The organism is Janthinobacterium sp. PLB04 (assembly GCF_021165895.1).
GTDB lineage: Bacteria > Pseudomonadota > Gammaproteobacteria > Burkholderiales > Burkholderiaceae_D > Janthinobacterium > Janthinobacterium lividum.
In genome coordinates this window covers 5,523,039-5,549,255 of sequence record NZ_CP088968.1, presented here as the reverse complement: position 1 = coordinate 5,549,255, position 26,217 = coordinate 5,523,039, and the positions used below count along the sequence as shown (strand labels likewise).

Genomic DNA, 26,217 nt, shown 5'->3' with positions numbered 1-26,217 from the left:
AATCAAGAAATATCATGCGGGACACAGAAATTTGCGAAAGTGCACACTGCCGGCATTGACAAGGCCTCCTTACTGCGCCAGCTGCTGCAGCAGGTACAGGCGCTGGTACAGGCCGCCTTCGATCTGCATCAGGGCATCGTGCGGCCCCGCTTCCGTGATGCGGCCGTGGTTCAGCACGATGATGCGGTCGGCCTCGCGGATGGTCGACAGGCGGTGGGCGATGGCGATGATGGTCACCTTGCCGCGCAACTCGTTGAGGGCCTGCTGCACGATCTGCTCCGTCTGGCTATCGATGCGCGACGTCGCTTCGTCCAGCAGCAGGATGCGCGGCTGGCCGGCCAGCGCGCGGGCAATCGCGATCAGCTGCTTCTGCCCCGATGACAGGCGCGAGCCGCCTTCGCCCAGCGGCGTGTCGTAGCCGTGTTCCAGCGCGGCGATGAAATCGTGCGCATGCGCGGCGCGGGCGGCCGTCTCGATCTGCTGCTGCGTGTAGCCGCGGCCCATGTCGATGTTTTCGCGCGCCGAGGCCGCCAGCAGGAAGGGGTCTTGCGGCACCAGGCCCACGTCGGCGCGGAAGTGCTCGTTGTCGATGCTGTCGAGGGCGACGCCATTGATGGCGATGCTGCCCCGCGCGACGGGATAAAAGCGCAGCAGCAAGGAGAGCAGGGTCGACTTGCCGCTGCCCGTATGGCCGACGATGCCGAAGAAGGCGCCCTGCGGAATCGTCAGCGACAGGTCGTGCAGCACGGGCTGGTTTTCCACGTAGGCGAACGTCAGGTTCTGGATGTCCACGGCGGGCAGGTCGCTGCCCGCTTTCGTTTGCCGCAGGGCCGGTGTTTCCCTTCCCTGTGCATGTTCGAGCGCCTGCGCTTCGTCCAGCAGGGCCGAGACGCGGGCCGTGGCCACCACCGACTGCTGCAACTGGCTGAATTGCATGGTGATCTGGATCAAGGGTTCGATCACGCGCGCGATGTAGCTGATGAACGCATACAGCACGCCCACTTCCACGGCGCCCATCTCGCGCCGGCCGAAGCTGAAGATGACGACGGCCAGCAGCACGATGTTGAGCATGTCGAGCGCAGGGCGCAGCAGCCAGGCGTTGGCGCGCAATTCCTGCATGCGCGCCGTGTAGTGGTCCTGGTTGATGCCCGTGAAGCGCGCGCCGAAGCGCTTTTCCGCGTTATTCGCCTGCAGCACGCTCATGCCACCGATCGATTCGGCGATCTGGCCGTTGATTTCGCTGCGCAGGGCGCGCGCGCGCGTGACGGCCGGCGCGCTCCACCGCTGGTACAGGAAGACGATGACCAGCACGGCCGGCAGCAGGGCCAGCACGATCAGCATCAGCCGCCAGTCGAGAAAGGCCATCGCGGCCATGGTGCCGACCAGAACGATGGAGCTGTCGAGGATGACGAACAGCACCTGCACGTACAGCGATTTCACGGCTTCCGTGTCGTTGGTGACCCGGCTGACCAGTTGCCCCGTGATGGCGCGGTCGAAGAAGGCCATGGGCAGGCGCAGCACGTGCTGGTAGACGGTTTCGCGCAGGCGCTGCACCGAACGCATGGCCAGGCCCGACAGGCGCACCAGCTGCAGATAGCGCAGCCCGGAAGCGACCCAGCCCGTCAGCAGGCATCCGCCCAGCAGCAGCGACATGCGCGTCCAGTCCAGGTTGCGCGGCAGCAGATGCTGGTCGATCAGGGCCTTGCCCAGGATCGGCCCCGTCACTTCCAGGGCGGCGGCGAGGATCAGCCAGAACGTGGCCCAGTACAGGTGGCGCAGGTCGGGCGCGGCGGCGCGGCGCAGCAGGCCGATGGCTTGCGCGGCCTGGTGGCGCACGGATTGCGTGGCGGTGGTGGCTTGGTCGGTCTTAGATGGCATCGAGGCTGGCCTCCAGTTGTTGATAGCGCCACTGGCTGGCATACCAGCCGTCGCGCTGCATCAGCGCGTCGTGGTTGCCCGTTTCCGTGACGTGGCCGTCGCGCAGCACCAGGATCAGGTCCGCGTTGACGACGGCGCTCAGGCGGTGGCTGGCGATGATGGCGCTGCGTTCGGGGCGCTTGCGGCGCAGTTCCTCCAGGTGCTGCAGGATGCGCGTTTCCGTGCCCGTGTCGACGGCGGACAGCGCGTCATCGAGCAGCAGCAAGCCATTGTCGGCCAGCAGAGCCCGGGCAATCGCCACGCGCTGGCGCTGGCCGCCGGACAGGGTGATGCCTTTCTCGCCCACGTGGGTGGCATAGCCGTCGGGGAATTGCAGGATATCGGCATGGATGTCGGCCAGCTGCGCCGCCCGCTCCACTTCCTCGCGCGTGGCGCCGGGACGGGCCAGGGCGATATTGTCGGCGATGGTGGCGGAGAACAGGAACGATTCCTGCGGCACCCAGCTGATGGCAGCGCGCAGCGCATGCAGGGTGTAGGCGTCCAGCGGCTGGCCGCTCCACGTGGCCGTGCCCGATTGCGGCGTGACCTGGCGCAGCAGCACGCGCAGCAGGGTCGACTTGCCGCTGCCCGTTGGGCCCACGAGGCCCAGGGTCTGGCCCGGCTGCAGGCGCAGCGAGATGCCGGACAGCGCGGGTGCCGTCTGGCCCGCGTAGGCGAAGCCGACGTCCTGCAATTGCAGGGGCCCGGGCGTGAGGGTGGCGATGGTGCCATGGTCGTCGATGGCCAGCGGCGCGTCCAGCATGGGCTGCAAGCGCTGCCAGGCGGCACGGCCCCGTTCGATCAGGGAGAGCACCCAGCCGGCGGCGAACATGGGCCAGATCAGCTGGCCCAGGTACATGGAAAAGCTCGTCAGCGCGCCGATGGTCAGCTGGTCTTGCCATACGAGGTAGCCGCCCAGGCCCAGGGTCAGCGCCGTGGCGGCCGTCAGCGTCAGGCCGACGGCCGGTTCGTATGCCGCTTCCCAGCGCTGCGCCGTCAGGCTGGCGTTCGCCGCGTGGCCGGCCAGGGCGGAAAACTGCTTGCTGCTGCGCTCTTCCAGGCCCAGCGCACGCAGGGTGCGCACGCCCGACAGCGATTCCTGCACATGGTCGTTCAGCGCGGAAAAGCGCTTCAATGAATCCGTCGACGCCGTGTGGATATGGCTGGAAATGCGCCAGAAGGCCAGTCCCATCAGGGGGAAGGGCAAGAGGGCGATGCAGGCCAGGCGCCAGTCCACGCCCAGCAGCATGATGCCCAGCACCATCAGCAAGGTCAATGTGCCGTCGAAGCCGGCCAGCATGGCTTCGCCGGCGGCCATTTCGATGGCGTCGATGTCGTTCGTCGCCAGCGCCATCAGGTCGCCCGTGCGCTGGTTCTGGTAGAACGACGCGCCCTGCTGCGACATGCGCGTGTAGAAACGCGTGCGCAGCATCACGCCCAGCTGGTAGGCGGCCTTGAACAGGGTGATGCGCCAGCCCACCCGCAGGAAGTAGATGACGACGCCGACGGCGAGCAGGGTCAGCAGCTCAAGCCACAGTTCGGCCGCCGTCATGCGGTGCGCGGCCAATGCGTCGATGATGGCGCCCACGCGGCGCGGGATCCAGACGGTCAGTGTTGCCACGCCTGTCAGCATGACGGCAGCGGCGGCATACGCCGGCCAATGCTGACGCACGAAGCCGGCGATGAGCCTCGATAAACTCATGGTTACCTTTTGTTTTTAGTAATGGGGTGTCGCGGGGCGGAAGGACGGGCACGCGGACGGAAAGTACGCGTAGGATACAACAAGGTAGAAAAGCGCGCTGTGGACGGGCACGCAAAAAACGGGCCGTAGCCCGTTGTTTTGCTGCATCAGTGCGGCGTGCGACGCTTACTTGCGACCGCTGCCTTTGCCGCCCAGCATGTCGAGCTGTTTCGATGGCGTGCCTTTGGGGGCGGCCTTGGCTGCCGGCTTGGCGGCTGGCGCAGGAGCGTGCTTCACGGCGGCCTTGGCCACGCTCTTGCCGACGGCGCTGGCCGGCTTGGTGGCTGGTTTGGCCGGTGCTGGCGCGGCGGCTTTCGCTGGCGCGGCGGCGGGTGCAGGTGCGGGCTTGGCCGCTTCAGGCTTGGCAACCGGTTTGGCTTCGACCGCTTTCACGGCGGGCTTGTCGGCGGCCTTCTCGGCCACCTTGGCAGGCGCTGCCGCCGGTTTGGCTGCGGGGGCGGGGGCGGCAACGGGGGCGGGCGCTGGCTTGGCGACAGGCTTGGCCACTTCGGCAGGCTTGGCGGCAACGGGCGCTGGGGCCGCTGCTGGCGCAGGTGCAGCGACAGGGGCAGCGGCAGCGATGGCCGGCGCCGGCTTGGCAGCGACAGGGACGGATGCGGCGGCAGGGGCGGCAGCATCGAGGCGGGCCTTGGCCGAGGCCAGCAATTCCGCCTGGGTGCTCGAGGCGATGCCGAACAGCTGGCGGCTGTAGGCCAGCACGCTCTCGATGTTAGGCTGCGCCTGGTTGGTGCTGTAGCTGAAGAAGTCGCGCGGGTCCTGCGTTTCCAGCAGGTGCTGCGCCGTTTCCGCTGTCTGCGACAGGGCGGCTTTGCTTGCGTTCAAGTTCAGGGCGATGATTTTCTCGGCGCTTTCAAAGACTTTGCTGGTCAGCGTGCTGAAGATCTGCAGCTGGTTTTCCAGTTGCGACTTGGCGGCGCTGGAAATTTGTTCAGGAAGCGGAAACATATTTACTCCTTTGTACGGATTAAAATGCTGGCAAAACGCTCTGCAAAATCCCGAAAACCAGAGTTGGCCGCGTTTTGTAAAGCGGGTAGCGTGCTGAATAGCTGATCATAGGCTGATTTTGATGCAACGCAATATGAATATTCTAGCGGTGATTCGAGTTGGTTGAAAGTTATTTTTATCGCGCCGCCCTGTCATGGCGGCATAGTATTCATCAGCTTGTTGCTGTCTGACGAATGTTTGCGCCCGCGCAAGGCGCGCATCGTGATTCTATGGCTATGTTTTTGCCAGTCGCTATATTTTTGCACTGCAGCATTCGCACGGAAGTAGATTTAATGGCAATGATGTCATTGCCCCCAAGTAGCCAACAGAAGGAGTGTCCGCATGGACCTTGTCATCCGCAATGCCAGCCTGTCCGACGGGCGCCGCGCCATCGATATCGCCATCGAGGGCGGCCGCATCGCCGCCGTCGGCCCCGCCTTGCCCGTGGCGGGCGCGCAAGAGATCGACGCCGCCGGCGACCTCGTCACGCCGCCGTTCGTCGACGCCCACTTCCACATGGACGCCACGCTCAGCTACGGCTTGCCGCGCGTGAACGCTTCCGGCACTTTGCTCGAAGGCATCGCCCTGTGGGGCGAACTGAAGCCGCAATTGACGCAGCAGGCGCTGGTGGAGCGCGCCTTGCAGTATTGCGACTGGGCCGTGGCGCGCGGCTTGCTGGCCATCCGCTCGCACGTGGATATCTGCGACCCGCGCCTGCTGGCCGTCGAAGCGCTGCTCGACGTGAAACGCCAGGTGGCGCCCTACCTCGACCTGCAGCTGGTGGCCTTCCCGCAGGACGGCATCCTGCGCAGCCCGGGCGCTTTCGACAACCTGAAGCGCGCCATCGCCATGGGCGTCGACGTGGTGGGCGGCATCCCGCATTTCGAGCGCACCATGGCGGACGGCGCGGAATCCGTGCGCCTGCTGTGCGAATTTGCCTGCGAGCGGGGCCTGATGGTCGACATGCATTGCGACGAGTCGGACGACCCGCTGTCGCGCCACATCGAGACCCTGGCCTTCCACAGCCAGCGCCTCGGCATGCAGGGCAGGGTGACGGGTTCGCACCTGACGTCCATGCATTCGATGGACAATTATTATGTGAGCAAACTGCTGCCGCTGATCCGCGAGGCGGGCGTGGCGGCCATTGCCAACCCCCTCATCAACATCACTTTGCAGGCGCGCCACGACACGTATCCGAAGCGGCGCGGCATGACGCGCGTGCCCGAGATGCTGGCCGCCGGCATTCCCGTCGCCTTCGGCCACGACTGCGTGATGGACCCGTGGTACAGCCTGGGGTCGGGCGACATGCTGGAAGTGGCGCACATGGGTTTGCACGTGGCGCAGATGACGGGCCAGCAAGCCATGCACGACTGCTTCCTGGCCGTGACGGAGACGCCGGCGCGCATCCTGGGCCTCGATGGCTATGGCATCGCTCCCGGCTGCCATGCGGATCTGCTGATCCTCGATTGCAGCTCCACGGTGGAAGCGCTGCGCCTGCGCGCGGCGCGGCGCCTGGTGCTGCGGCGGGGGAAAGTCGTCAGCGAGGCGCCCCGCGCGCAATCGCGCCTGCACCTGCCGGGACGACCCGAAACGGTCAATTTTCGCCTTGGGCGCTGATACAATCAGCCATCACTTGTTATCGGGAGTACCGCTTTGAAAGAAATTGATATCCGCCCGGCCAACGAAGCCGACTTCGACGCCATGTGGCCGATCTTCCAGACCCTGGTTGCCGGCGGCGACACCTATACCTTCCCCGCCGATACCACGCGCGAAGAGTGCCATGCCTACTGGTTCGGTCCCGGCGTGCAAAGCTTTGTCGCCGTGATGGGCAGCGAGCGCCTGCTGGGCATGTACAAGCTGGTGGCGAACCAGCCGGGCCATGGGTCGCACGTGGCCAATGCCTCGTTCATGGTCGATCCCGCCGCGCAGGGCGTGGGCGTGGGCCGCCTGCTGGGCGTGCACTGCATGGAAGAAGCACGCCGCGCGGGCTATCTGGCGATGCAGTTCAACTTCGTCGTCAGCACCAACCTGGCCGCCGTCACCCTGTGGAAAAAACTGGGCTTCACGGTCGTTGCCACCCTGCCGCTGGCCTACCGCCATGCGCAGCTGGGCTATGTCGATGCCTACGTGATGTACCAGCTGCTGACCGACCCGATGCAGTGGCCGGCATGAGCGGCGCCATGACAGAGCCGATCACCGTCATCGAGACGCCCCGCTTGCGCCTGCGCACCGCTACCCTGGACGATGCGGCCTTCTACATGGAGCTGGTCAACGACCCGTCGTGGATCGCCAACATCGGGCAGCGCAACATCCACACCCTGGAAGCGGCCCGCGCCGCGCTGGAAACGGGACCCATGGCGCAGTTCCGCGAGCATGGCTATTCGCTGTACATCGTCGAGCGCCGCAGCGACGGCGCGCCTGTCGGCATGGCCGGCCTGGTGCGCCGCGACAGCCTGCCCGGCCCCGATATCGGCTATGCAGTGCGTCCTGCCTACTGGGGCCAGGGCTATGCCTGGGAAGCGGCGGCCGCCATCGTGCAGCATGCGCAGCACGTGCTGCGCCTGCGCACCCTGTACGGCATCACTTCACAGCAGAACCAGGCGTCGATCAACCTGCTCAACAAGCTGGGCCTGCGTTTCGAGCGTTTCTCGCGCCTGCCGCCGGATGGCAGGGAGACGAATGTCTACCGCAAGGATTTTCGTCTGGACTGAGGCGGCAAATGCGTATCAGGGAAGTGAAAAAAAGTATTTAGAAACCCGCGCCTTTTGTAGTGGTGGCGCGCGGTCTTTGTTTTTATAGTTGGCATACCGGTGGAAAACCGCCGGACTATAAAAATGGAGACGTGTTATGAAAATCATGACTGCTGTTGCATGGGGCGCCCTCATGTCCGCCGGGTTCGCAGACGCTTCGGCGCAAAGCTGCTCGGTGCCTGTGCTCAAGGTGCTGGCGCAAAAAAGCCTGGGCCTGACCGTGATGGAAAAGACCCTCGCCGAGTATGAAAAGAAAAGCGGCACCAAGGTACAAATCAGCTATTTCGGCGAAAACGACCGCCGCTCCAAGGCCAGGCTCGATGCTTCCACCAAGGCCGGTTCCTACCAGATCTATTACATCGATGAAGCCAACGTGGCCGAATTTGCCACGGCAGGCTGGGTCGTCCCCCTGCTCAAATACCTGCCCAAGGAAGCCGACTACGACGACTTCCTGCCGGGCCGCCGCGCCGTCGCCTCGTACAAGGGCGTGGCGTATTTCGCGCCCCTGATCGGCGGCAGCGACTTCCTGTTCTACCGCCGCGACCTGCTGGAAAAGGCCGGCATCGCCGTGCCGAAGACGCTCGACGAACTGGTTGCCGCCGTGAAAAAACTCAACAGCCCGCCCAACGTGTATGGCTGGGCGGCGCGGGGCCAGCGCGGTTCTGGCATGAATGTGTGGCGCTGGTCGCCGTTCATGCTGGCCGCCGGCGGCAAGTGGGAAAAGGATGGCGTGCCGACCTTCAATTCGCCGCAGGCCGTGAAGGCCACCACCTTGTACCGCGACCTGTTCAAGTATTCGCCGCCGGGCGGCGCCACCTACGACTGGAGCAATGCGCTCGAAGCGTTCAGGTCGGGCAAGGTGGCCTTCATGATCGAGTCGACGCCGTTTGCCGACTGGATGGAAGACCCGAAAAAATCCTCGGTGGTCGACAAGGTCGGTTATGTGCGCCCGCCCGCGCCGCTGGCATCGGCCGCTTATGGCCACGGCCTGGCCATCTCCGCCACGGGCGCGAAGGATGAATGCACGCGCCAGGCGGCCGGCAAGTTTATCGCTTTCGCCACGGGCAAGGAACAGGAGCAGGCGCGCCTGAAGGACAACGTCTTCAGCGACTACAACCGCAGCAGCACCATCGCCAGCGACTACTTCCGCAAGCACGTCAAGCCGCAGATCCAGGCGGGCCTGACGGACACCACGCCCGTCTCGCGCGTCACCATCTGGCCTAGCCCCGAGTGGCCGGACATCGGCGACAACCTGGGCGTGGTGCTGGAAGAGGTATTTACGGGCACGCGCGGCGACGTGCAAAGCGCGCTCGATGAAGCGAATGAGTACGCGACTGAAGTGATGCAACGGGCTAGCAAAAGAAAGTAAGCCGCATGCCGTTCCGCCGCCGCCCGCGAAGGCGGCGGCCAGCTTCCCTGTGCCTGACAGTCCGTTGCGAGAGTCTCTCCTATGCCACACACTATCCGTAAAAAACGCCATACCTGGCTGCCGGCCGTGTTTCTGACGCTGCCGCTGCTGGTCCTGCTGATACTGGGCCTGGTGCCCAGCATCGCCGCCATCAACCTGGCACTGCAAAACCGCGTGCTGCGCTACAGCGACAGCGATTACGTCGGCTTTGCCAATTTCATCCGCCTGTTCGGCGACCGCCGCTTCGTCAATGCCGTGCAGGTATCGGCCATCTGGGAAGTGGTCACCGTGGCCGGCTCGTTGATCGTCGGCGTGCTGCTGGCCGTGTTCCTGTTCGAGAGAGTCAAGGGACGCACGCGTGACGTCATCGCGCTGCTGCTGATCGTGCCCGTGCTGCTGCCGCGCGTCTCGGCCGCCTTCATCTGGAAGTTCATGTATTCGCCGCTGATGGGCATCCTCAACTGGCTGCTCGAGTGCGTGGGCCTGGGCGGCACGGCCCTGCTGTCCGATCCCGCCACGGCGCTGTATGCGGTGGCGCTGGTCGACATCTGGCAGTGGGGTCTGTTCTTCGGCGCCGTCATCCTGAAGCTGCTGGAAACCCTGCCCGCCGAACCGCTGGAAGCGGCGCGCCTCGATTACGCCAGCACGCTCCAGGTGTATGCGTATATTGCGCTGCCGATGCTGAAGGTGCCCATCATGAGCCTCGTGTTCATCAAGATGGTCGAGTCGCTGCGCTCGTTCGACCTGATCTACGTGATGACCAAGGGCGGCCCCGGCATCTCCACCGAAACCCTGGACATGTACGCGTATGCGCAAGGCATCGGTCTGATGGGCAAGGTGTCGTATGCGTCCAGCATGGCCGTGCTGATGATGCTGGCCACGACTGTCATCTTCACTTTACTCTGGAAGCGGGTCGCCAAATGGGAAAACTGACTGTTCGGCGCGGCATGGACCATGCCGCCACCACCGCCATTACCACCGCCATCGTGCTGGTGGCGCTGTTTCCCATCCTGTGGGCCGTGCTCAATTCCTTCAAGGAGTTGATGGATATCGTCACGCCCGTGCCGCGCTTTTTCTTCAGCCCGACCCTGGCCAACTACAAACAGGTGCTGGCCAGCCCCGAAGTGCTGACGGGACTGGGCAACAGCGTGGCCATCGTCGGCGTGGCCGTGTTGCTGGGCGCCGTGCTGGGCGTGCCGGCCGCGTATGCGATCGCCCGCTATCCGATCCCGGCCAAGAAGGATATCCAGTTCTTCCTGCTCTCCCTGCGCTTTTTGCCACCCGTCGCCGTCGCCATTCCCTTGATCTCGATCTGGATCGACCTGGGCCTGTACGACTCGCGCCTGTCGATGGTGGTGACATATCTGCTGGTGACCCTGTCGACCATCATCTGGCTGTCGATTCCCGCGTTTGCCCGCATCCCGAAAGAGATCGAGGAAGCGGCGGCGCTGGACGGCTACGGCCCTTACCAGGTGTTCTGGCACGTAGCCCTGCCGGTGGCCTCTAAAACCCTGATGGGCGGCATCGTCTTCAGCTTCGTGCTGGTCTGGAACGAACTGATGATCGCGCTGGCGCTCACCTCCTCGAAAAGCATGACCCTGCCCGTGGTGGCGTCGGCCTTCACGTCGATGGGCCAGGAAGTGCCGTGGGGCGTGGTGAACGCTTCCACCGTGCTGCTGGCGCTGCCGCCGCTGCTGTTCGTCGGCATCCTGGGACGGCTGCTCAACTCCATGCTCAAACATAAATAAGGAAGGCTATCATGCAAGCACTCGTACTGGAACAGGCGCATTCCATCACCCTGCGCGATATCGACGTGCCGCTCGCCGTCGGCCCGCGCGATGTGAAAATCAAGATTCATACCGTGGGCATCTGCGGCAGCGACGTACATTACTTCAAGCACGGCAAGATCGGCCCCTTCGCCGTCGAAGCGCCGATGGTGCTCGGCCACGAGGCATCCGGCGTGGTGGCCGCAGTGGGCGCGGAAGTCACGCACCTGAAGGCAGGGGACCGGGTCTGCATGGAGCCGGGCGTGCCGCAGTTCGATTCGCCGGCCACCATGCGCGGCCTGTACAACCTCGATCCCGCCGTGCGCTTTTGGGCCACGCCGCCCATCCATGGTTGTCTCACGCCATATGTCGTGCATCCGGCCTCGTTCACCTTCAAGCTGCCCGACAACGTCAGCTTCGGCGAAGGCGCCATCGTCGAACCGCTGGCCATCGGCCTGCAGGCGGCCAGGAAGGCGGCCATCAAGCCGGGCGACGTGGCCGTGGTGATCGGCGCCGGCACCATTGGCGCCATGAACACCCTGGCCGCGCTGGCGGGCGGCTGCTCGCGCGTGATCCTGGCCGACCTGGTGCCGGAAAAACTGGCCCTGTTCGCCGGCAATCCCGCCGTCACCACGGTCGACGTGCGCCAGGCCAGCCTGGCAGATACGGTGCGCGAGCTGACGGACGGCTGGGGCGCCGACATCGTTTTTGAAGCCAGCGGCAGCATGCGCGCCTACGACAACATCATCGATCTGCTCTGCCCGAACGGCTGCCTGGTGCTGGTCGGCATGCCGCCGGATAAGGTACCTTTGGATATCGTCGCCATTCAGGCCAAGGAAGTGCGCATCGAATCCGTGTTCCGCTACGCGAACATCTTCCCGCGCGCCATCGCCTTGCTGGCCTCCGGCAAGATCGACGTGAAGCCCTTCATTTCGCGTACCTTCGGCTTTGCCGACGGCGTGCAGGCGTTCGAGGAAGCGGCCAAGGGCCATCCGCGCGACGTCAAGATCCAGATTGAACTGGCAGGAGACTAACCATGGCAAATATCGCCTGCAGGCAGCTGCACAAGACGTATGACGAGAAGACGGCCGTGCTGCAGCCGTTCGACCTGGAAATCGATGACGGCGAATTCATCGTCCTGCTGGGGCCATCGGGCTGCGGCAAGTCGACCTTGCTGCGCATGATCGCGGGCCTGGAAGACATCAGCGGCGGCGAGCTGCTGATCGGCGGCGCCGTCGTCAACGACTTGCCGCCCCGCGCGCGCAACGTGGCGATGGTGTTCCAGAATTACGCGCTGTATCCGCACATGACGGTGTACGACAATATCGCCTTCGGCCTGCGCCGCCTGAAGGTGCCGAACGACGAGATCGAGCGCCGCGTGCGCGAGGTGGCGGCCATCCTCAGCCTGGACAGCCTGCTCGAGCGCAAGCCGCGCGCCATGTCGGGCGGCCAGCAGCAGCGCACGGCGATTGCGCGCGCCATGATCAAGACGCCGCAGGTATTCCTGTTCGATGAGCCGCTGTCGAACCTGGACGCCAAGCTGCGCGCGCAGCTGCGCGCCGATATCAAGCGCTTGCACCGCCGTTTGCGCACCACCACCCTGTACGTCACGCACGACCAGCTCGAAGCGATGACCCTGGCCGACAGGGTGGTGCTGATGAGGGGCGGGCATATCGAGCAGATCGGCACGCCGGCGGAGCTGTACAACCACCCGCGCACCCTGTTTGCGGCCGGTTTCATCGGCACGCCAGCCATGAATTTCATCGACGGCGTCATCGAAAAAGAGAACGGGCAAACGGTGCTGGTATGCGCCGGCTATCGCTGGCCGCTGATTTCGCCCCGCTTCGCCCCGCTGCCGGCCGGCATGCGCGTGGTCTTCGGCCTGCGGCCGAACCACTTGCGCGCGGCGCTGCCGCAGGAACACGCCGGCAGCCATGGCCTGGCGTGCGCCATCGACCTGGTCGAGCTGCTGGGTGCCGAAGCGCTGATCAGCTTTCAGTGCGGCGCCTTGACCTTGTCGGCCCTGCTGCCGGCGAATGCGGCCAACAGCGCGGCGCAGGTAGGGCAGACCCTGGCGCTGGCCTTCGACGAAGAGCACATGCATCTGTTCGACGCCGACAGCGGGCTGGCCGTGGCGCCCGGTGGTCAGTAAGTGGTTAGAATAGGGTGACCAAGACCGTGCAAGGGAACTGCCGTGACGCCTGACCTGGAACTGATCCATAAACCGATCCATGAATCGTTTCGCGCGTGGGCGCACGGTTTTCCGCACACCGTGGCGAAATGGCATTTTCATCCCGAGTACGAGCTGCACTTCATCATCACATCGAATGGCAAATTTTTTATCGGCGACCATATCGGCAGTTACGGGGCAGGCAATCTGATCCTGACAGGGCCGAACCTGCCGCATAACTGGGTCAGCGAACTGCCGGAAGGCGTGGTCCTGCCCGAGCGCGACCTGGTGCTGCAGTTTTCCAGCGACTTCATCGAACGTTGCGCGCTGCTGTTCCCGGAGATGGCGCCCCTGAAAGCCCTGCTGGCCGAGGCGGGGAGGGGCTTGCAATTTCCCGATGCGCTGGGCCTGCGCCTGGTGCCGCTGATGAAGGAATTGACGACGGCGCAGGGCTTGCGCCGGGTCGAACTGTTTACGCGCCTGTTCGGCGAGCTGTGCGACTGCCGCGAGCGGCGTCCGCTGGCCAGCGTCACCTACCTGGCGCAGGCTGGCCGCTACATGTCGTCGACCATCAACCTGGTGCTGGCCTATATCAAGCAGAACATCACGCTCGATTTTTGCGAGCAGGACGTGGCTGACGTGGCGGAGATGAATACGCTCAAATTCACGCGTTTCTTCCGCAAGCATACGGGCACCTCGTTCATTCAATACGTCAACCAGGAGCGCATCGCGCTGGCCTGCGAGCTGCTGATGAACACGGACATGAAGGTCACCGATATCTGCTATCGCACGGGCTTCAACAACCTTTCCAATTTCAACCGCCAGTTTTTGGCACACAAGCAGATGTCGCCGTCGAAATTCCGCTCCTGCCTGCTGATGAACATGCCCGAGCCGTCAGGCGACGGCCATTCTTAACTTTCTTTTGGAATCAAATGACTTATCTCGGTATCGATATCGGCACTTCCGAAGTCAAGGCCATCCTCACCGATGACGCCCAGGCCATCCTTGCCAGCGCCGGCGTGACCCTGCGCGTCTCCAGCCCCCATCCCGGCTGGTCGGAACAGAATCCCGAGGACTGGTGGCACGCTACCCTGGACGTCATCGCGGCCATCCGCGCCGCGCAGCCGGTGGCGTTTTCCGGCCTGCGCGGCATCGCCCTGTCGGGCCAGATGCATGGCGCGACCCTGCTCGACAAGCAGCAGCATGTGCTGCGCGCGGCCATCCTGTGGAATGACACGCGGGCGTTTGCCGAATGCGTGGAACTCGAGGCGCTGGTGCCCGAGTCGCGCGCCATCACGGGCAACCAGGCGATGCCCGGCTTCACGGCGCCCAAGCTGCTGTGGCTGCAAAAGTACGAACCCTCGCTGTTCCGCGCCACGGCCAAGGTCTTGCTGCCGAAGGATTACGTGGCGCTGCGCCTGACAGGCGAGTATGTGTCCGACATGTCCGACGCTTCCGGCACCCTGTGGCTGGACGTGGCCAGGCGCGACTGGTCCGAGCGCATGCTGGCCGCTACTGGCTTGACGCGCGAGCATATGCCGCGCCTGGTCGAAGGCAGCGACGCTGCGGCGCAGGTGCGCCCATCCCTGTGCCAGGAGTGGGGCATCGCGCATCCGGTGCTGCTGGCCGGCGGCGCGGGCGACAACGCGGCCGCCGCCGTGGGCCTGGGCGTGGTGGAGCCGGGCGCCGGCCTGCTGTCGCTGGGTACCTCGGGCGTGCTGTTCGCGGGCAGCGATGGTTTTGCGCCGAATCCGGGCCAGGGCGTGCATGCGTTCTGCCATTGCCTGCCCGAGCGCTGGCACCAGATGAGCGTGATCCTCAGCGCCGCGTCCAGCCTCAGCTGGGTGGCGCGGCTGACGCAGTCGAGCGACATCGGCGAACTGGTCAGCCTGGCGGAAAATGTCGAGGCGCGCACGGCGCCGGTCTTCCTGCCCTATCTGAGCGGCGAACGCACGCCGCATAACGATGCCTCCGCGCGCGGCGTATTTTTCGGCTTGTCGACGGAACACGGGCGCGCCGAACTGGCCTACAGCGTGATGGAAGGCGTGGCCTTTGCCATGGCCGACGGCAATGCGGCCTTGCGCAGCGCCGGCACGCATCTGGAAGAAGCGTCGTTCGTCGGCGGCGGCTCGCGCAGCCGCTTCTGGGCGCAGCTGTGCGCGAATGCCTCGGGCTTGCGCGTGCTGCGCCACGACCACGGCGTGGCGGGCGGCACCATGGGCGCGGCGCGCCTGGCGCAGATGGCGGTGACGGGCTTGCCTCCCGCGCAGGTGTGCACGCGCCCGCCCGTGCAGGAAACCATCGCACCGCAGGCGTCCGCCGTGCTGGACGACCGCCTGGCGCGCTACCGGCGGCTGTATCCGCTGCTGCGCGAAGAGTTCGCGGGAGCGGCTGTGGTGGCGCGCTGACGCTGCCAGCAAGATTGCCGGCCTGACCATTCTGTGGGCGCGCCAATATGGCCAGGCAGTCAACTTTTCCATGTAATTTGTTGTTTCTATGTTGAAAGTGTTTCTCTAACGAAAGCGCTGCTTGGTTTTTCACGGGGCGCGCCCCATGATTTCCCTATTTGGTGAGAATTGGATAGTTTTGGTGGCGTCTTTGTTGCCATCCTGTTCTTGCAGCCGGGAGAAACACATGCAACTCGCGAATCTGAAAATTTCCGTCCGCCTGGGTCTGTTGGGCGCCTTCTTCTTCCTTGCGCTGGTGTTCGTTGGCGCGCGTGGCTGGAGCGCGCTCGACGCGGCCAGTGCGCGCAGCGCGGACGCCATGCAGCGTTCCGTGGCCTTGACGGAAGCGGTCGACGCGGCGCGCAGCGCGCAGGTGGAATTCAAGATCCAGGTGCAGGAATGGAAAAACATCCTGCTGCGCGGCGGCGATGCGGCCGCCTTCCAGCGCTACCGCGAAGCGTTTGTTGCCAGCGGCGCGCAGACGCGCAAGGAATTGAAAAGCCTGCAGGCGATGATGGGCGCATTAAAACTCGACACGGCGTCCGTGGAGCAGGCGCTGCAGGCGCACGACGCGCTGGGCGTCAGCTACCTGGCGGCGCTGCAAAAGTATGACGGCGCGCGCGCCGACAGCGCGCAGGCCGTCGATGCGCTGGTGAAAGGCATGGACCGCGAACCGACGCGCCAGATCGATGCCATCGTCGCGACCATCGGCAAGCAGTCGCACACCCTGATGGCGCAGATGAAGGAGCAGGATGCTGCCGCGCACCGCAGCGCCAGCATCGCGATGCTGGCCACCGTGCTGGTGACCCTGGTCGTCGGCAGCGTGACCGTGTGGTGGCTGATCCGCAGCATCACCGTGCCGCTCGGTGCGGCCGTCGGCATCGCCCAGCAAGTGGCGGCGGGCGACCTGCGCGCCGTGGTGGCCGACGGCAGCCGCGATGAAATCGGCGACCTGTTGCGCGCCTTGAAAGCCATGAGCGGCAACCTGGCCGCCATCGTGGGACGCGTGCGCGCCGGCACGGACGCCATCGCCACGGCGTCCGGCGAAATCGCCAGCGGCAATATGGACCTGTCTTCGCGCACGGAGGAACAAGCCAGTTCGCTGGAAGAAACGGCTGCCTCGATGATCGAGCTGACGTCCACCGTGCGGCAGAATAACGACAACGCGGACCAGGCGCGCCAGCTGGCCGGCGGCGCCTCCGACGTGGCGCAGCGCGGCGGCGAGGCCGTGGCGCAGGTGGTGCAGACCATGAGCCATATCAATGCCTCGTCGAAGCGTATCGTCGACATCATCGCCGTCATCGACGGTATCGCTTTCCAGACGAATATCCTGGCCCTGAATGCGGCCGTGGAAGCGGCGCGGGCCGGCGAGCAGGGACGTGGCTTTGCCGTCGTTGCCACCGAGGTGCGCAACCTGGCGCAACGCTCGGCCGCGGCGGCCATGGAAATCAAGCAGCTGATCGGCGAATCCGTGCGCACGGTGGAAGAGGGCAGTGTGCTGGCCGGCCAGGCGGGGCGCACGATGGATGACGTGGTGAGCAGCGTGCAGCGCGTCAACGCCATCATTGGCGAGATCGCCGTGGCCAGCGTGGAGCAGCGCGACGGCATCGAGCAGATCAGCATCGCCATCAGCCAGATGGATGGCGTGACGCAGCAGAATGCGGCCCTGGTGGAGCAGGCCGCCGCCGCTGCGGACGCGCTGCAGCAGCAGGCGGCCAGCCTGGCCGACGCCGTCAGTATCTTCAAGCTGCATGCGGAGCCCGGCGCGGCCGCACCGGCGGGTGCCGCGCTGGCCCGGAGGCTGTCGCTGGCCTGACGAAGAGCTGCCCCGTGCCGCTTGATGCCAGTCAAGCGGCCCCCGATCAGGCAAATATCGCGCCCAAATTCTTATACTATTTCCTTTCCGCATGGTTCTGCGCCCGGCCGCATGGCGCGCGTTGCAAAGGAAAAGCATGTCTTCCAAATCTTGCCTGCCGGGTGACGCATGACGGCGCTGCTGCTGGCGCTGTGCCTGGTCCTGGCCGTGGTGCTGAGCTTGCTGCTGGCCTGCCAGTGGCAGGCGGCGCGCACGTGGCGCCTGCGCCATGCGACGGGCGTGGTGCTGCAGGCGGCGCAGGGCCAGCGCATGGCCGATGCGCTGGCCCTGTTGCAGGCGCTGCCGGCGGCCGTCATCGGCACGGACCACGATGGCGTTGTGCAGTACCTGAATCCCCGCGCCAGCGCCATGGGCGGACTGCTGGGCGATGGTGGCCTGGGCCAGCCCGTGACGCAGCTGCTGCCCCTGTTCCATGACGGCACGCCCATCGATGCGGCGCACCAGGTGCGCGACTGCGTGGCGCAGCAGGAAGTGCTGGAAGTGGCGCGCGGCGCCGTGCTGCTGCGCCATCTCGACGGCAAGCGCATCGACGTGCAGTACAGCTGCGCGCCGCTGGCGCAGGGCGGCGCCGTACTGCTGCTGCACGATGTGTCGGCGCGCCGGCGCGCCGAGCAGCAGCTGGAATTCATCGCCCACCACGACGGCTTGACGGGGCTGCCGAACCGGCTGCATTTCCAGATCCGCTTCGAGCACGGCATCGCCTACGCACGCCGCCACCAGGCGTTGCTGGCCGTGCTGTTCGTCGACATCGACCGCTTCAAATCCATCAACGACAGCCTGGGGCACGACGTGGGCGACCAGGTGCTGACGGAGTTCGCGCGCCGGGTGCAGCAGTGCGTGCGCAAGGTCGACACGGTGGCGCGCCAGGGCGGCGACGAATTCATCATCCTGCTGACGGAACTGCGCACGGCGCACGATGCCGAGCGGGTGGCCGAAAAAATCGTCGGCGCCATCGCCGCCCCCTTCGTCATCGGCGAATACAGCCTGTCGGTGGCGGCCAGCGTGGGCGTGGCCCTGTACCCGGACGACGACGACGACGTCAATGCGCTGATCGAAAAGGCCGACCTGGCCATGTATGCGGCCAAGCGCCACGCGCCCGGTACCTGTCTGCGTTACGCGCCGCGCATGCAGACGCAGTCGTATTCGCGCACCATCCTCGAGACGGCCCTGCGCCACGCGCTCGAACGCGATGAATTCGCGCTGTACTACCAGCCACGCATGGACTTGAAGATGCGCAGGATCACGGGCGTGAAGGCGCTGCTGCGCTGGAAGCACCCGGAACTGGGCCTGATGATGCCGCTCGACTTTTTACCGGTACTGGAGGAAAGCGCCTTGATCCTGCCGGTGGGAGCGTGGGTGATGGCCACGGCGGTGGAGCAGGCGCGCAGCTGGATCGCGCAGGGGCAGATGCTGACGGTGTCCGTCAGCCTGTCGGCGCGCCAGTTCTACCAGCGCGATATCGCACGCAATTTCGCCGCTGCGCTGGAGGCGGCCGGCGTGCCGGGGCATTGCATCGAACTGGAAATCGCCGCCGGCATTCTGATCGCCCGCAACCAGAACTGCGAACTGATACTGAGCCAGTTCCGCCAGCTGGGCATGGCGATTGCCATCAGCGATTTTGGCACGGGCGACGCTTCGCTGAACTACCTGAAACGCTTTCCCACGGATGCCGTGAAGATCGAAAAGTGTTTTGTCGACGACGTGGGAAAGCCGGGCGGCGACGGCGCCATGGTGCGCGCCATCGTGGCGATGGCGCGCACGCTCGGACTGCGCACCATCGCCGGCGGGGTGGAAAGCGGCGAGCAGCTGGAACTGCTGGCCGAGATGGGCTGCGACGAGGCGTTTGGCTACTACCTGGGCCGCGCCATGGCGCCCGAGGGTATCGAGGCGCTGCTCAAAAGTGGCGAAGCCATTCAGAACTGATAGCGCAGCGACAGCATGGCGTTGCGCGGATCGCCGTAATAGCCGCCCATGCCCGTCGAGTAGTAGCGCTTGTCGAAGACATTGTTGACGTTCAGGGTCGCCACCAGTTGCTTGCCGAGCTGGTACTGCGCCATCAGTCCCGCCACCGCATAGGCCTTCTGCGTGAAGCGTTCGCCGTTCGGCCCGCGGTCATCCATGTAGATATCGCTTTGCCAGTTCACGCCGCCGCCCAGCACCAGGCCCGGCACGCCTTGCGCCAGGCGCCAGGTGGTCCACAGCTTGGCCATGTTCTGCGGCTGGTTGGTCTGGATGCGTGCGCCGGCGGCATTGCGGATGCGGCTATAGGCATAGCTGGCCGTCAGTTGCCAGTCGGGACGCAGCTGGCCCGAGACTTCCGCCTCGAAGCCGCGCGTGGTGGCGCCCTTGACCGTGTGGTAGGCGTAAGAACCGCCGCCCGTGCCGATGATCCAGACATTGCCCGGATCGGCTTCGGCCAGGTTTTCCTGCTTCAGCTGGAAGAGGGCGGCGCTGGTGGTGAGCTTGCCGTCGAAGAATTCGCCCTTGGCGCCCACTTCGTAGTTCTTGCCTTCCAGCGGCGCCAGGAAGCGGCTGTTGACGTCGCGCTGGCTTTGCGGCGTGAAGATGCTGGTGTAGCTGGCATAGGCCGACCAGTGCCGGCCCAGGTCGTAGACGAGGCCCGCATACGGCGTGATCTTGCCGTTTTCGCGCATCGCGTCGTACAAGTCCGTGTCGGCATCGTAATCGCTGCGGATGTCGCGCTTCCAGTACGACAGGCGCGCACCCAAAATCACCGACAGCGCGTCCGTGGGGCGCAGGCGCAGGGTCGAATACAGGCCGCTTTCGCGTTCCTTGTCGTACGAGCTGCCCAGGCGCGTGCCACTGTAGTCGGGCACCGGCATGGCGCCATTCCAGGCGTGGATATCCGGCACCGTGTAGTCGTAGCCATTCAGGCGCCAGCCCGGATAGATGGGGCTATTCGTCTTGAGTTCCGAGGCGCTCACGCCCAGCACCAGTTCATGCTTGCGGCCGAAGGCCTGGAACGGGCCGCTGACGTAGGCGTCGAGCGAGGTCTGTTGCGGCTTGCTGTGCCAGTTGGCCAGCCACAGCTTCATGCCGCCGCCCGTCGCGCGGTCCGGGTAGCCGTTGCCGGAAAAACCCTGCAAGGCATCGTACTGGTTGCTGCTGCGGCTGACGGCCACCTTGGCGATCCAGTCATTGTCGAAATAATGATCGAGCGTGGCGAACAGCATGCTCTGTTCGCGGTCATACGTGCTCCACGCGGCCGTGCCGTTCATCGAGCGGGGGAAGCGGGTCTGCGAGCCGTCAGCATAGAACATGGGGAACTCGCGCCCCGCGCCCTTGAGCTTTTCCTGCTGGTAGTTGATGCCGGCGCTGAGCACCGTCGACGGCGTCAGGTCCGCTTCGACGATGGCGTACAGCACGTCCTTTTTCTGCTGGTAGCGGTCGATGAACGAGCGCTGGTCTTCATGCGCGGCGACGATGCGCGCGCGCACCTTGCCGTCCGCCGTCAACGGCGTCGAGACATCGCCTTCGATGCGGTAGCGGTCCCATGAACCCAGCTGCGCGCCGGCCGCGGCGGCAAACGCGCGGCCCGGGCGCTTGCGCACGAGGTTGATGGCGGCCGACGGGCTGCCCGTGCCGCTGATCAGGCCCGTGGCGCCGCGGATGATTTCGACGCGGTCGTAGATGGCCATGTCGTAGGTGCGCGCTTCCAGGTTCTTGCTGGTCGGGATGCCGTCGAACATGTACGACGTCACTTCGAAGCCGCGTGAAAATACCTGGTCGTATTCGCGCGTGCTCGATGAATGGTCGACCGTGATGCCGGGCGCCTGCACCAGCACGTCCTGCAAGGTGCGCAAGCCCTGGTCCTCGATCTGCTGGCGCGTGATGACGCTGACGGCTTGCGGCGTTTCGCGCAGCGACAGGTTCAGGCGCGTGGCGCTGGTCAGGCCCGCGTAGCCGCGCTTGCCTTCCGTGGTGCCGTCGCGCAGGGCGCTGGAGCTGACGGCTACTTCGCCCAGGGTGGCGGCAATCGGCGCGGCGGGCGATGCCGTGCCTGCCTTGCGCAGCACGTAGCTGCTTTCCCCGCTGGGCAGCGCATCGAGGCCCGTGCCAGCCAGCAGGCGGGCCAGTGCCTGCGGCACCGTGTAGCTGCCGCTCAGGCCCTGCGTGCGCACGCCTTGCAGCAGTTCGGCCGCCGCGCCCACGCTCACCTTCGCCTCGATGGCAAAGCTGGCGATGGCGGTGGACAGTTCGCCGGCCGGCACGTGGAAAACCGTTTGCGCGGCGGCTGGCGTGGCGGCATCGGCTGCCATGGCCGGTGCCTGCGCCAGCGACAGCAGGATCACGGCGCTGCCGATGGCGCGCGCGAGGGGAGTCAAACGGGGTGGGTGCATGGTCTTGCCTTTCCGGTGAGTGTCGTTGTAATACTCACAGGACAGGCCATGTCGAAAAAAGGGGCCAATTTTTGTCAACTATTTTTTTTGCGGGCCGCGATGGTGACCCAGTACGGAGTGCGGTACAGCACGTCGACGGGCAGCATGCGCGCCAGGCTTTCCAGCACGGCGTCCGTGTCGTCGAGCTGGAAGGCGCCCGACAGGCGCAGGGCAGCCACTTGCGGCTCCACGCGCAGCAGGCCGGGGCGGTAGCGTGACAGCTCCAAGGCGAAGGCATCGAGGCGCATGTCCTGCGCCGCCAGCATGCCGTGCGTCCACGCATCGGCTTGCAGTGGGGCCGGCGTGGGCAGGCCGGCGTGGCTGGCGTCGAAGCGGCTTTGCTGTCCCGCCATGAGCGTGCGGACGGTGGCCGAGGGCGCGCGCGGCGTGATTTCCACCGCGTGTTCGAGCACCGTCACGCGGCTGCTGTCGTCGTCGACGCGCACGGTGAAGCGCGTGCCCAGCGCGCGGATGCGGCCATGGCAGGTGGCGACGATGAAAGGGCGGCTGCCCGCATGATCGGCGCGCGTCTGCACCAGCACTTCACCGCGGCGCAGGGTCAGCAGGCGTTCGCCGGCGCCATACGCCACATCGACTGCGCTGTCCGTGTTGAGCACCAGGGTGCCGCCATCGGGCAGGGACACTACACGCCGTTCTCCCACGCCGCTGCGGTAATCGGCCAGCATTTCGTGGCGCACCAGCAGCCAGGCGGCGGGCGCCGCCATCAGCGCCAGCAATACCTGCACGGCCACGCGGCGCTGCGGCCGGCGCAGCACAGGCACGGCCAGATCCGGCGGCAGCAGGCCAGCCGTCTGGCTCACCTGCTGCACCCTGTTCCAGGCGCGCGCATGTTCCGGGTCGCGTGCGCGCCATTCGGCGCTGGCGGCCAGGTCGTCCGGCGTGGCCTGGCCCGACTGCTCCAATAAATACCATTCGACGGCCTGGCGCGCCACCTTGCGCGACAGCGGAGGATATGGCGAAGCAGCCGCGCTCATGCCGGAAAATCCGGCGCCAGCAGCACGCATTCCGTCAGCGCCTCGGCCATGTAGCGTTTCACGGAGCGCTCGCCGATGCCCAGCAGCGCGGCGATATCCGCGTAGGCATGGCCTTCGATCTGCGCCATGATGAAGACGGCGCGCACCTTCGGTTTCAGGCCGTCGAGCATGGCATCGACCGCTTGCAGCGCCTGCAGGATTTCCACGCGCTGCTCGGTCGATGGCAGATGCTGTTCGGGCAGGGCGGCGAGCGCTGCCAGCCACGCCTGCTCCAGCGACTGGCGCCGCAAGTGATTGATCAGCAGATGTTTGGCGACGGTCGCCAGGTAAGCCTTGGGGGCGCGCAGGGCAGGCGTTTGCGGCTGCATTGGCGCGCCGGCCAGCAGGCGCGCGAAAGTATCCTGCATCAGGTCGGCGGCCTCGGCAGCGTTACCCAGGCGCCGTTGCAGCCAGTGCGCCAGCCAGCCGTGGTGTGCGCGGTAATGGCTTTCCAGCTGCGTGGCCAGCAGGGGAGAGGGCGCGAACGGACTGCCTGGCATGGTGGGGATGGCCTTAATGCAAATAAGAATTATTCTCATTTTAGCGCGGTGAGCGTGCCGATGCAATGCGCTGTTGCTGTCCCGCCACGCACTTGCCGTCACGTGGCGCGACCGCCAGGTCCTCTACAGCAAGACCAGCGCGACGGCGGCCAGTACGGCCGCGCCGCCGATGATGCGCGCCAGGCGCATGGCCTGGTGCGGCGCATAGGGCAGCAGCCAGATCAGCAGCAAGCCGCAGCCCGTCAGGCTGCCCACCCAGTAGACGAGGCCGTAGCCGCCGCCGGCGATGTGCATGGCCCAGGCGAGGCCGGCCGCCAGCGCCAGCCAGCCGGTCCATTGCAAGCGGCGGCGCAGTGGCGCGGGCGGTTCGGCGCCGCGTCCGTGCAGGTCGGCGTAATGGCGGTCCATCGCCAGGCACAGCGAGGACAGGCCCGCATAGCACAATGCGAAGACGAGGAAATTCGCTAACAGTTCCATCACGCGGCCTCCATCGTTTGCGCCGGTTTCACCGGTGCTGCCTTGGCCGCCTTCACGGGCAGCGGTTTCAATTTGAACGCCGCATACGCGAGGCCCAGGCCCAGCACCAGCACCACCAGGTCGAAGGCGGCGACCGCCACGGGGCCGCGGCCCAGGAACAGGGTCACGCCCAGGTGCGAACCGGTCGTGAAGACGTTCAGCACAGGCAGCGATGCCAGCAGGAAGGCGCCGGCGGCCAGCTGCATGCGCCACATGGCGCGCGACGGGCGCAGCTGGGCGATGATGGCGGCCAGGGCCCAGGCGCCGAAGAAGCAGGCGATTTCCTCTTTCGGCCGGTCTTCCATCGTCACGGACAGCAGGCGGTTGGCCCAGAAGTAGGCGCCAAAGGCGATCGGGATGCCGGCGATGGCGCCGATGTTGAGCGCTTCGACCAGGCGCAGGCCGAAGCTGGCGCGCTTGCCGGCGGCCAGCGCCTTGGCCTGCTTCTGGCGCGTCTTGACGGCCCACAGCAAGGCGCCAGTGGCCACCATGGCGCAGCCGGCCAGGCCGGACAGGAAGAACAGGGCGCGCAGCAGCGGCCCGCCGAAATGTGCGACGTGCAGTCCAACCATCACGCCTTGCGTGGCTGCCGCGCCGGGCTGCGCGTCGCCATCGCTTGACAACAGCTTGCCGGAAACGCCATCGAATTCCATCGACGGCTGCTTCGACGACATGTCGCGTCCACCGGCGCGCGTCAGCGAAATGGTGGCGTTGGCGTCGCCCGGGTGGTTGATGGAAATGCGCTCGACCTTGCCGCCGCCCCAATGCTGTTCCGCCTGGCGCACGAGGGGCGCCAACCGTGCCAACGGCGCGGCCACGCCGGCTGGCTTGCTGTCGCCCGAGCGGCCCGGGAAGGCTTCGGCGAAGAAGGCATCCTGGTCGCCCTTGTAGGCGGCCGTGACGCCGGAAGGCATGTACAGGAACATCAACGTGACCAGGCCCGTGTAGGTGATCATGATGTGGTAGGGCAGGGCCAGCACGGCCGTCACGTTATGCGCGTCCAGCCACGAGCGCTGGCCCTTTTTCGGCCGGAAGGTAAACAGGTCCTTGAAGATGCGCTTGTGCGTGACGATGCCGCTGATGATGGAGACAAACATGAACATGGCGCAGAAACCCACGATCCAGCGGGCCCAGATGGCCGGCATGTAATGCAGGTCGAAATGCAGGCGGTAGAGGAATTCGCCGCCCCGCGTCTCGCGCGGCTTGGACAGCACTTCGCCCGTGGCCGGGTCGGCTTTTTCGCTATGAAAATTGCCGCGCCGTCCGCGTTTCTTTTCGCCGGGCTTCGAAGGCTTGCTCCAGCCCAGTTGCGTGGTCGGGCTGCGTTCGCCGGGCAGGCTGATGAACCAGCGCGTGGCGCCTTCTGCCCGCTCTTCCATCGCCTTCTGCGCCACGCTGGCCGCTTCCTCGGTGCTGACCTGGCTGGCGGCGGCGCCGTGCAATTCGGGCTGCATCCACAGGGTGATTTCATTGCGGTAGTAGCTGGCCGTGCCGGCGCAAAACACCAGCAGCAAAATCCAGCAGACGAGCAGGCCGGACCACGTGTGCAGCCATGCCATCGACTGGCGGAAACCTTCTTTCATGCGAAACTCCAGGATAGTGCGTCCATCCACTGCAGGATGGCGGCGATGACGGCGGCGGGGATCGCGAGGCCCAGCCAGGCGCGCAGGGCGCTGCGCGTGGCGAAGACCCACATCACGGCGCAAGTGTAGATGGCAAACGACAGCAGGGTGGCTGTCATGACGGCTTCGGAACGGGCCATGGGCAGGCTTACCGACAGCAGCATGGTGACCAGCGCGGCCAGCACGTAGCCGCCAACGATGGCCGCCACGCTGCGCGAAGCCACGCCGAGGCGGTACACCGCGCCGGCGGACAGACGCAGGCGCGCAGGTTTTTCAATCGTTTCAGTGGTGGCTGGCGCTTGCATGGTCAGTCGTGATCCTTGCTCGGCGGCAGGGCCGGGCCGGCCGGCAGCGGCGTCACGCCTTGCGGCTGCACCAGGCTCAGGGTCGTCACGAACATGGCCTTGTCATAGGCTTGCGTGCCGCGCTGGCCGGCCGTCTTGTCCGTGTGCTGCACTTCCAGCACATAGGTGCCCTTCCATGGCAGCGGAAAGCTGACCAGGCCTTGCGCATCGCTCCACGCTTCCTTGCCCCAGCCCGATTGCACCACGGCGTTGACCTTGGCTTGCGCCAGCGGCTTGCCCTGGTAGCTGACCTGGAACTGGCCTGCTTTGCCGGTCGGCACCAGGTCGAGGGTCAGCGCGGGCGCTTGCGCCTTGCCGTCGGCGATCAGGCGCGCGGCCGGGACCCACACGGTGCGCGTGCTCTTGCCATCCTTTTTCTCTTCCCAAGACGGGTAGTTGTCTTCCTCGACGATGATGCTTTCGCCGGCACCCACCTTGCCATTCAGGATGAAGGCGCCGGCCGTCTTGCTCGCCTGCAGCGGCTGCGCGCCCTTGGCCGACACCCATGTCACGTTCTTGATGCTGAACTTGTCCAGCAGGCCGGGCGACGCCTCGCGCAGGTTGTCGCCGAATTCGCCGAAGTACACGCTGGCCGCCTTGCCGTCCTGCTGCAGCCAGATCTGGTGCGCGCTGGCCGTGCCGGAAACGAGGGCCGCGCCCAGCAGGGCGGCAGCGAGGGCGCCGAGGCGCGCGATGGAAGTGATGTGCATGGTGTATCCCT

At 65.7% G+C, this 26,217-nt stretch carries 21 protein-coding genes and 1 pseudogene; 12 read left to right on the top strand and 10 right to left on the bottom strand.

Annotation, left to right across the window (positions count from 1 at the left end; translation table 11 throughout):
* Positions 1-69: 69 nt before the first annotated feature.
* The 3 genes from LSO07_RS24520 to LSO07_RS24510 form a co-directional block, all read right to left on the bottom strand.
* Positions 70-1,878, bottom strand: a complete 1,809-nt coding sequence (locus LSO07_RS24520) for an ABC transporter ATP-binding protein (RefSeq protein WP_151096836.1) — start codon at positions 1,876-1,878, stop codon at positions 70-72.
* Complete coding sequence (locus LSO07_RS24515; RefSeq protein ID WP_151096835.1) at positions 1,868-3,619, bottom strand: ABC transporter ATP-binding protein; 1,752 nt, start codon at positions 3,617-3,619, stop codon at positions 1,868-1,870. The genes LSO07_RS24520 and LSO07_RS24515 overlap by 11 nt, the downstream gene beginning before the upstream one ends.
* Positions 3,620-3,784: 165 nt before the next feature.
* Entirely contained in the window at positions 3,785-4,624 is an 840-nt protein-coding gene (locus tag LSO07_RS24510) for a phasin family protein (protein WP_151096834.1), read from the bottom strand.
* Between the two features lie 381 nt (positions 4,625-5,005).
* Here LSO07_RS24510 and LSO07_RS24505 point away from each other — a divergent pair, with 381 nt between their 5' ends.
* The 12 genes and pseudogenes from LSO07_RS24505 (at position 5,006) to LSO07_RS24450 (ending at position 19,003) form a co-directional block, all read left to right on the top strand.
* Positions 5,006-6,280 (top strand): amidohydrolase family protein, encoded by a 1,275-nt coding sequence (locus LSO07_RS24505; RefSeq protein ID WP_151096833.1) that lies wholly within the window; start codon positions 5,006-5,008, stop codon positions 6,278-6,280.
* 36 nt (positions 6,281-6,316) lie between these two features.
* Positions 6,317-6,835: a GNAT family N-acetyltransferase gene (locus LSO07_RS24500; protein WP_070257992.1), complete on the top strand. Its 519-nt coding sequence runs from the start codon at positions 6,317-6,319 to the stop codon at positions 6,833-6,835.
* Positions 6,836-6,843: 8 nt separating this feature from the next.
* Positions 6,844-7,374 (top strand): GNAT family N-acetyltransferase, encoded by a 531-nt coding sequence (locus LSO07_RS24495; RefSeq protein WP_208672431.1) that lies wholly within the window; start codon positions 6,844-6,846, stop codon positions 7,372-7,374.
* 136 nt (positions 7,375-7,510) lie between these two features.
* Entirely contained in the window at positions 7,511-8,782 is a 1,272-nt protein-coding gene (locus LSO07_RS24490; RefSeq protein ID WP_034786528.1) for an ABC transporter substrate-binding protein, read from the top strand.
* Positions 8,783-8,863: 81 nt separating this feature from the next.
* On the top strand, positions 8,864-9,754 hold the full coding sequence (locus tag LSO07_RS24485) for a carbohydrate ABC transporter permease (RefSeq protein ID WP_099388896.1): 891 nt from the start codon (positions 8,864-8,866) through the stop codon (positions 9,752-9,754).
* Positions 9,742-10,569 carry a carbohydrate ABC transporter permease gene (locus tag LSO07_RS24480; protein ID WP_070257990.1) on the top strand — a complete coding sequence of 276 codons (828 nt, stop codon included), beginning with the start codon at positions 9,742-9,744 and terminating at the stop codon, positions 10,567-10,569. The genes LSO07_RS24485 and LSO07_RS24480 overlap by 13 nt, the downstream gene beginning before the upstream one ends.
* 11 nt (positions 10,570-10,580) lie before the next feature.
* The gene (locus LSO07_RS24475; protein WP_070281392.1) at positions 10,581-11,621 is read left to right on the top strand and encodes an NAD(P)-dependent alcohol dehydrogenase; all 1,041 of its coding nucleotides are present in this window, start codon (positions 10,581-10,583) and stop codon (positions 11,619-11,621) included.
* 2 nt (positions 11,622-11,623) lie between these two features.
* Positions 11,624-12,712, top strand: a pseudogene (locus LSO07_RS24470) (ABC transporter ATP-binding protein); the annotation flags it as partial.
* Between the two features lie 69 nt (positions 12,713-12,781).
* Positions 12,782-13,672: an AraC family transcriptional regulator gene (locus tag LSO07_RS24465; protein WP_034786532.1), complete on the top strand. Its 891-nt coding sequence runs from the start codon at positions 12,782-12,784 to the stop codon at positions 13,670-13,672.
* 17 nt (positions 13,673-13,689) lie between these two features.
* Positions 13,690-15,165, top strand: coding sequence for a xylulokinase (xylB, locus tag LSO07_RS24460; RefSeq protein WP_151096832.1), 1,476 nt, complete (start codon positions 13,690-13,692; stop codon positions 15,163-15,165).
* A 226-nt stretch (positions 15,166-15,391) separates the two neighbouring features.
* Positions 15,392-17,020 (top strand): methyl-accepting chemotaxis protein, encoded by a 1,629-nt coding sequence (locus LSO07_RS24455; protein WP_151096831.1) that lies wholly within the window; start codon positions 15,392-15,394, stop codon positions 17,018-17,020.
* A gap of 168 nt (positions 17,021-17,188) precedes the next feature.
* Entirely contained in the window at positions 17,189-19,003 is a 1,815-nt protein-coding gene (locus LSO07_RS24450) for a putative bifunctional diguanylate cyclase/phosphodiesterase (protein WP_151096830.1), read from the top strand.
* On the opposite strand, the gene LSO07_RS24445 is transcribed toward LSO07_RS24450, so the two are convergent.
* From LSO07_RS24445 to LSO07_RS24415, 7 genes are all read right to left on the bottom strand, one after another.
* The gene (locus tag LSO07_RS24445) at positions 18,994-21,441 is read right to left on the bottom strand and encodes a TonB-dependent siderophore receptor (RefSeq protein WP_151096829.1); all 2,448 of its coding nucleotides are present in this window, start codon (positions 21,439-21,441) and stop codon (positions 18,994-18,996) included. The two genes, LSO07_RS24450 and LSO07_RS24445, sit on opposite strands and share 10 nt — an antisense overlap.
* Positions 21,442-21,515: 74 nt before the next feature.
* Positions 21,516-22,475, bottom strand: coding sequence for a FecR domain-containing protein (locus LSO07_RS24440; RefSeq protein ID WP_151096828.1), 960 nt, complete (start codon positions 22,473-22,475; stop codon positions 21,516-21,518).
* Positions 22,472-23,014 (bottom strand): sigma-70 family RNA polymerase sigma factor, encoded by a 543-nt coding sequence (locus tag LSO07_RS24435; protein ID WP_151096827.1) that lies wholly within the window; start codon positions 23,012-23,014, stop codon positions 22,472-22,474. The genes LSO07_RS24440 and LSO07_RS24435 overlap by 4 nt, the downstream gene beginning before the upstream one ends.
* A 123-nt stretch (positions 23,015-23,137) precedes the next feature.
* Positions 23,138-23,491, bottom strand: coding sequence for a DUF3325 domain-containing protein (locus LSO07_RS24430; RefSeq protein ID WP_151097940.1), 354 nt, complete (start codon positions 23,489-23,491; stop codon positions 23,138-23,140).
* Positions 23,491-25,113, bottom strand: a complete 1,623-nt coding sequence (locus tag LSO07_RS24425; RefSeq protein ID WP_151096826.1) for a PepSY-associated TM helix domain-containing protein — start codon at positions 25,111-25,113, stop codon at positions 23,491-23,493. The genes LSO07_RS24430 and LSO07_RS24425 overlap by 1 nt, the downstream gene beginning before the upstream one ends.
* Positions 25,110-25,457 (bottom strand): DUF3649 domain-containing protein, encoded by a 348-nt coding sequence (locus LSO07_RS24420; RefSeq protein ID WP_151096825.1) that lies wholly within the window; start codon positions 25,455-25,457, stop codon positions 25,110-25,112. Before LSO07_RS24420 ends, LSO07_RS24425 begins: the two co-directional genes overlap by 4 nt.
* A gap of 2 nt (positions 25,458-25,459) precedes the next feature.
* The gene (locus tag LSO07_RS24415; RefSeq protein ID WP_151096824.1) at positions 25,460-26,206 is read right to left on the bottom strand and encodes a DUF4198 domain-containing protein; all 747 of its coding nucleotides are present in this window, start codon (positions 26,204-26,206) and stop codon (positions 25,460-25,462) included.
* Positions 26,207-26,217: the final 11 nt, after the last annotated feature.